Annotated in this window: 7 protein-coding genes and 1 pseudogene; 7 read left to right on the top strand and 1 reads right to left on the bottom strand. The window is 72.4% G+C overall.

Annotated elements, in window-relative coordinates; all coding sequences use genetic code 11:
• The 5 genes from G3I42_RS06865 to G3I42_RS06845 form a co-directional block, all read left to right on the top strand.
• On the top strand, positions 1 to 622 hold a 622-nt coding region (locus G3I42_RS06865; RefSeq protein ID WP_239096306.1), incomplete at its 5' end, for a PfkB family carbohydrate kinase.
• Between the two features lie 282 nt (positions 623 to 904).
• A complete protein-coding gene (locus tag G3I42_RS06860; protein WP_164283348.1) occupies positions 905 to 1,981 on the top strand; it encodes a PhoH family protein in 1,077 nt (358 codons plus the stop codon).
• A 14-nt stretch (positions 1,982 to 1,995) separates the two neighbouring features.
• The gene (ybeY, locus tag G3I42_RS06855) at positions 1,996 to 2,493 is read left to right on the top strand and encodes an rRNA maturation RNase YbeY (RefSeq protein WP_164283346.1); all 498 of its coding nucleotides are present in this window, start codon (positions 1,996 to 1,998) and stop codon (positions 2,491 to 2,493) included.
• Between the two features lie 34 nt (positions 2,494 to 2,527).
• Positions 2,528 to 3,850, top strand: a complete 1,323-nt coding sequence (locus G3I42_RS06850) for a hemolysin family protein (RefSeq protein ID WP_164283344.1) — start codon at positions 2,528 to 2,530, stop codon at positions 3,848 to 3,850.
• Positions 3,847 to 4,203, top strand: coding sequence for an MmcQ/YjbR family DNA-binding protein (locus G3I42_RS06845; RefSeq protein WP_164283342.1), 357 nt, complete (start codon positions 3,847 to 3,849; stop codon positions 4,201 to 4,203). Before G3I42_RS06850 ends, G3I42_RS06845 begins: the two co-directional genes overlap by 4 nt.
• Positions 4,204 to 4,269: 66 nt before the next feature.
• On the opposite strand, the pseudogene G3I42_RS06840 reads toward G3I42_RS06845, so the two are convergent.
• Positions 4,270 to 5,271: pseudogene (locus G3I42_RS06840) on the bottom strand (MFS transporter); the annotation flags it as partial.
• On the opposite strand from G3I42_RS06840, the gene G3I42_RS06835 reads away from it, so the two are divergent.
• Together G3I42_RS06835 and G3I42_RS06830 are read left to right on the top strand one after the other, a co-directional pair.
• Positions 5,189 to 5,941 carry a helix-turn-helix transcriptional regulator gene (locus G3I42_RS06835; protein ID WP_343244473.1) on the top strand — a complete coding sequence of 251 codons (753 nt, stop codon included), beginning with the start codon at positions 5,189 to 5,191 and terminating at the stop codon, positions 5,939 to 5,941. The pseudogene G3I42_RS06840 and the gene G3I42_RS06835 overlap by 83 nt on opposite strands.
• A complete protein-coding gene (locus G3I42_RS06830) occupies positions 5,938 to 6,291 on the top strand; it encodes a cytidine deaminase (RefSeq protein ID WP_164283340.1) in 354 nt (117 codons plus the stop codon). The genes G3I42_RS06835 and G3I42_RS06830 overlap by 4 nt, the downstream gene beginning before the upstream one ends.
• The last annotated feature ends 6 nt before the right edge of the window (positions 6,292 to 6,297 follow it).

Below are 6,297 nucleotides of genomic sequence, written 5' to 3'. Positions count from 1 at the left end.
GCCGTGGATCGCGCACGCCGCCGCGCGCGGCACCCGGGTCTTCGCCGACGTCGGCTGGGACGAGTCGGGGCGCTGGGACCTCGCGGCGCTCGGCGACCTCGGCCACTGCGAGGCGTTCCTGCCGAACGCCGAGGAGGCGATGCGCTACACGCGCACCGAGTGCCCGCGCGAGGCCGCGCACGCGCTCGCCCGGCACGTCCCCCTCGCCGTCGTCACGCTCGGCACCGAGGGCGCTTACGCGGTCGACGGGCGCACGGGCGAGAGCGCCGAGGTCCCCGCGATCCGCGTCCCCGCGCTCGACCCGACAGGCGCCGGGGACGTGTTCGTCGCCGGTTTCCTCACCGGCAGCCTCGCCGGCTGGCCGCTCGCCGACCGGCTGGCCTTCGCGGGCCTGACCGCCGCGCTCTCCGTGCAGGAGTTCGGCGGCTCGCTCTCGGCGCCCGGCTGGGCGGAGGTCGCCACGTGGTGGCGCCACGTCCAGGCGTACGACGACCAGGACCCGGCGGCGCTGCGCCGCTACGCCTTCCTGGACGCGCTCCTGCCCGGCGCGACGACGACGGCCCCGTGGCCACGGCGCAGAGCGGTGCCGACGATCGGGTTCCGGGCGGGGGGACGGGGCTGAGGGGGCGCGGTGGCGGTACGGGGCGGCGCGGCGTCGTACGGGTCCGCCTCACGTCATACGGGACGGTCCCGCGTCGTACGGGACGGGTCCCGCGCGCGGGGGACGGCTCCGCCTCCCGGCGGACGGCTCCCGGGCTTCCGCCTCCGTCCCCCGGATGGTTTCGCGGTTCCGTGCGAAAAGCCCTGCGATCCGGCCGCTCACGGGTCGTAGGCTTGGTCCCAAGAGGTTTTCGACCGGCGAGGACCTGACACAGGAGGTATGCGCAGGCCACAGTGCCGGCCCATGACTCAGACACCCACAGCCCACAGCCCCGAGCGGGCCACCGCTCGCATCACCGTCCCGGCGAAGCACCCCATGGTGACGGTCCTCGGCTCGGGCGATTCGCTGCTCCGCGTCATCGAGAGCGCCTTCCCCGGCACGGACATCCACGTCCGGGGCAACGAGATCAGCGCTCAGGGACCCGCCGACGACATCGCCCTCCTCCAGCGCCTCTTCGACGAAATCCTCCTCGTGCTGCGCACGGGGCAGCCGATGACCGAGGACGCCGTCGAGCGTTCCATCGCGATGCTCCGCGCGAGCGGCGCGGGCGAGCCAGGCGGCGAGGAGCACCCCGCCGAGGTGCTGACCCAGAACATCCTCTCCTCGCGCGGGCGCACCATCCGCCCCAAGACGCTCAACCAGAAGCGCTACGTCGACGCCATCGACAAGCACACCATCGTCTTCGGCATCGGCCCCGCCGGTACCGGCAAGACGTACCTGGCGATGGCCAAGGCCGTGCAGGCCCTCCAGTCGAAGCAGGTCAGCCGCATCATCCTGACCCGCCCGGCCGTCGAGGCCGGCGAACGCCTCGGCTTCCTGCCCGGCACGCTCTACGAGAAGATCGACCCCTACCTGCGCCCCCTGTACGACGCCCTGCACGACATGCTCGACCCCGACTCCATCCCGCGCCTCATGGCGGCCGGAACGATCGAGGTCGCGCCGCTGGCTTATATGAGGGGTCGCACCCTCAATGACGCCTTCATCATTCTCGACGAGGCGCAGAACACGAATCCCGAGCAGATGAAGATGTTCCTCACCCGCCTCGGCTTCGAGTCCAAGATCGTCATCACCGGTGACGTCACGCAGGTCGACCTGCCCGGCGGGACGAAGAGCGGGCTGCGGCAGGTGCAGGAGATCCTGGAGGGCGTGGACGACGTGTCGTTCTCGCGGCTCAGCTCGCAGGACGTCGTCCGGCACAAACTCGTGGGCCGGATCGTCGACGCCTACGAGAAGTACGACCATGCCCACGAGCGCGAGCAGGACCAGGGCCGCCGTCATGGCGGGCGCGCGCGGGGCGGCCATGACGGAAACGGGAAGTAGACCGGACCAGCACCATGTCGATCGACGTCAACAACGAGTCCGGCACCGAGGCCGACGAGGAAGCCATCCTCGACATCGCCCGCTACGCCCTCGGCCGTATGCGCATCCACCCGCTCTCGGAGCTCTCCGTGATCCTCGTGGACGGCCCCGCGATGGAACAGCTCCACATGCAGTGGATGGACCTGCCCGGGCCCACCGATGTCATGTCCTTCCCGATGGACGAGCTGCGTCCCCCGGCGAAGGAGGACGAGGAGCCCCCGCAGGGGCTGCTCGGCGACATCGTGCTGTGCCCCGAGGTCGCCGAGCGCCAGGGCCGCGAGGCCCCCACGGAGCACTCCATGGACGAGGAGCTCCAGCTCCTCACCGTCCACGGAGTGCTCCACCTGCTCGGCTACGACCACGAGGAGCCCGACGAGAAGGCCGAGATGTTCGGCCTCCAGCAGGCCATCGTGGACGGCTGGCGCGGGGAGCGCGGGCTCACCGGGCCCTCACCGGCCCCGACGGTGTCATGAACCGCCGAAAACCGGCCCTCCCGGGGGGCCTCGCGTGAGCTACCAGCTGATCAGCGGCGCCGTCGCGCTCGTCATCGTGGCCTGGCTCGCCGCCTGCGCCGAGGCCGGGCTCGCCCGCGTCTCCAGCTTCCGCGCCGAGGAGGCCGTGCGGTCCGGGCGGCGGGGCAGCGCGCGCCTCGCCCAGGTCGCCGCCGACCCCACCCGCTACCTCAACGTGGCCCTGCTCGTCCGGGTCGCCTGCGAGATGGCGGCGGCCGCGCTCGTCACCTACGCCTGCCTCAAGGCGTTCGACGAGACGTGGTCCGCGCTGCTCGTCGCCATCGCCGTGATGGTCCTCGTCAGCTACGTCGCGGTCGGCGTCTCGCCGCGCACCATCGGCCGTCAGCACCCGCTGAACACCGCGACCGCCGCGAGCTACGTCCTCGTCCCGCTCGCCAAGGTCATGGGCCCCGTGCCCCCGCTGCTCATCCTCATCGGCAACGCGCTCACGCCGGGCAAGGGCTTCCGGCGCGGGCCCTTCGCCTCCGAGGCCGAACTGCGGGCGCTCGTGGACCTCGCCGAGAAGGAGTCGCTCATCGAGGACGAGGAGCGCCGCATGGTGCACTCGGTCTTCGAACTGGGCGACACCCTCGTGCGCGAGGTCATGGTGCCCCGGACCGACCTCGTGTCGATCGAGCGGTTCAAGACGATCCGGCAGGCGCTCACGCTCGCGCTGCGCTCCGGCTTCTCGCGCATACCGGTCACGGGCGAGAGCGAGGACGACGTCGTCGGGATCGTCTACCTCAAGGACCTCGCCCGCAAGACGCACATCAGCCGGGACGCCGAGTCCGAGCTGGTCTCGACCGCGATGCGCCCGGCGACCTTCGTGCCCGACACGAAGAACGCGGGCGACCTGCTGCGCGAGATGCAGCAGGAACGCAGCCACGTCGCCGTCGTCATCGACGAGTACGGCGGCACGGCGGGGATTGTCACGATCGAGGACATCCTGGAGGAGATCGTCGGCGAGATCACCGACGAGTACGACCGCGAACTGCCACCCGTGGAAGACCTCGGCGAAGGCCGCCACCGCGTCACCGCGCGCCTCGGCACGGACGACCTCGGGGAGCTGTACGGCATCGAGGAGTACGACGACGAGGACGTCGAGACCGTCGGCGGGCTCCTCGCCAAGGCGCTCGGCCGCGTGCCCATCGCGGAGTCCTCGGCCGTCGTCGCGCTCCCCGACGGGCGTGAGCTGCGCCTGACGGCGGAGTCCTCGGCCGGGCGCCGCAACAAGATCGTCACGGTGCTCGTGGAGCCGGTCGGCGAGGGCGCCCCGTCCCGTACGGAAGACGTGCTGAGCAAGGAGAACGCGGGATGAAACCGGCGGCGCTGCGCGCGCTGTGCCTGTCCTTCAACGCGGCGGCCGAGGAGTTCCCGTTCAATCCGGAGACCTCGGTCTTCAAGGTCAACGGGAAGGTCTTCGCCCTCACCGACCTCGGCGCCGAACCGCTCACGGTCTCCCTCAAGTGCGAGCCCGAGGAGGCGGTGCGGCTGCGCGAGGCCCACCCGGACGTCGTCGTGCCCGGGTGGCACCTCAACAAGCGGCACTGGAACACGGTGACGGTGGGCGAACTGCCCGCCGCGCGGGTGCGGGAGATGGTGGAGGACTCCTACGACCTGGTGGTGGCGAAGCTGCCGAGGGCGGAGAGGCTGAAACTGGACCGGCCGTGACGTGCGTTGCGGTACGGGTACGGGGCGGCTCCCACGAAGGGCGCCGCCCCGTGCCCGTACCGCCTCTCAGTACCGCCGGGACCGCAGACCCACCGCGATGAGTGCTCCCGCCGCCAGGACGACGCACGCGTCGATCAGGACCACGAGGCGGACACCGGAGGCGAGGCCGCCCGCCGTCGTCGTGGCGAGGACGCCGAGGAGCGGCACGCCGATCGTGAGGCCGACCTGCTGCGTGCTCGTGACGAGACCCGTGGCGAGCCCCTGTTCCGCGTCCGGCACGCCCGAGGTCGCCGTCACCCCGTACGAGACGATCGCGCCGAGGTGCCCGGCGCTCGCCACGGCGACCGCTCCCGTCGCGAGCCACACCGAGGCGGTGCCCGAGCCGAGGCCGAGCAGGGTCAGCGTCAGCAGGCCCTGGAGGAACAGCGAGCCGACGAGGACGCGCCGCGCACCGAAGCGGCTCACGGCCCGGCCCGCGACGAGACCCGCCAGGACCGAGAGCACGCCCTGCACCCCGAAGGCGAGCCCGGTGCGGAAGGCCGACAGGTGCTGGACCTCCTGGAACCACAGCGTGAGGGCGAAGACGATCGTGCTCATCATCGAGAAGGTCACGAGCCCGCCCAGATTGCCGAAGGCCACCGTGGGCCTGCGCAGCATCCGCAGCGAGACGAGCGGGTGCGCGGTACGGGACTCGACGCGGACGAAGAGCGCGAGGAGCACGAGACCGAGCGGGAGCGCCACGAGCACGTCGGGGCGGCCGAAGCCCTGCTCGGCGGCGGTGGACAGCGCGTAGATCAGGGCGAGCAGGCCCCCGGTGACGGTGAGCGCGCCCCGGATGCCGAGGCGGGCGCGGGCCGGGACGCGGGACTCGGTGAGCAGCCCCGGGGCGAGCGGCAGGACGACGACGGCGAAGAGCGTGAGCAGGCCCATCGTGGAGCGCCACCCGAGCAGGTCGGTGAGCGTGCCGCCGCCGACCATGCCGAGCGTGAAGCCGAGCGAGGTCGCGGTGCTCGCCGGGGTCGGTCCCTCGTGGTACCAGTGGCTCGAACAGGGCAGGGACATCTCCGTCTCGCCGCAGGTGCTCGACGCGGTCGCCGGGGTGCTGCGCCTGTCGAGCGCCGAGCGCCGCCATCTCTACCGCCTCGCCGGGCTCAACCCGCCCGCCCTCGAAGTCGCCCCCGGCGACCTCCACATGTGCGAGGGCCTGGGCCGCCTCATCGACCACTGGTCCCCGTACCCGGCGCACATCATGGACACGTACTGGAACCTCGTGATGGCCAACGAGGCCGCCACCGAGGTGCTCGGGATGCACCCCGGACTCCCGTACAACTGCCTCATCGCCTTCTTCACCGATCCGGTCTACCGCTCCCGCGCGGTCAGCTGGGAGCAGGTCGCGCCGCTCGTCGTCGCGCAGTTCCGCGCGCTGTGCGCGGAGCGGCCGGGGGACCCGGGTTTCACGTACGTCATCGAGGAGGCGCGGCGGGCGAGCGCGGAGTTCGACGCGCTGTGGAGCCGCGGGGACGTGTGCCCCGGCGGTCAGATGCGCAAGGAACTGCACCACCCGCGCGCGGGGCGGCTCCAGATGGAGGCGACGACGCTCCAGGTCCCGGCCCGCCCTGATCTGATGATCGTGCTGCACATGCCGGTGCCGGGGACGGGGACGAAGGCGGCGCTGGAGCGGGTCCTCGCGGGGGCGGGGGCGGGGGGCGCGCCCGGCTCCGTATGCTCGGCGCCATGAGTGAGAGCAGCGCGCTGGACGCCGAGGACGCCAAGATCATCACGCTGGCCCGTTCGGCCCGGGCCCGTAACCAGGTGCCGGAGGGCGCGGCGGTACGGGACGAGACGGGGCGTACGTACGTGGCGGGGAGCGTCGCCCTGCCGAGCCTCGCGCTGAGCGCGCTGCGCACGGCGGTCGCGATGGCGGTCGCGAGCGGCGCTCAGTCGCTGGAGGCGGCGGCGGTGGTGACGGCCGCCGCGTCCCTTCCGGCCGAGGACCTCGCGGCGGTCGCCGACCTCGGCGGCGCGGGCACGCCGGTGTTCCTGGCAGGCCCGGACGCGGTGGTACGGGAGCGGCTCGCAGCGGGCTGAGGGGCT

The organism is Streptomyces sp. SID11385 (assembly GCF_010548245.1).
Taxonomy (GTDB): Bacteria; Actinomycetota; Actinomycetes; order Streptomycetales; family Streptomycetaceae; genus Streptomyces.
The sequence above is the reverse complement of the archived record's forward strand: the minus strand, read 5'-3'. Positions and strand labels throughout refer to the sequence as shown.

Coding starts and splice junctions, on each gene's coding strand:
- ybeY (WP_164283346.1), top strand. CDS start 1,996: ATGTCGATCGACGTCAACAACGAGTCCGGCACCGAGGCCGACGAGGAA.
- G3I42_RS06830 (WP_164283340.1), top strand. CDS start 5,938: ATGAGTGAGAGCAGCGCGCTGGACGCCGAGGACGCCAAGATCATCACG.
- G3I42_RS06845 (WP_164283342.1), top strand. CDS start 3,847: ATGAAACCGGCGGCGCTGCGCGCGCTGTGCCTGTCCTTCAACGCGGCG.
- G3I42_RS06860 (WP_164283348.1), top strand. CDS start 905: ATGACTCAGACACCCACAGCCCACAGCCCCGAGCGGGCCACCGCTCGC.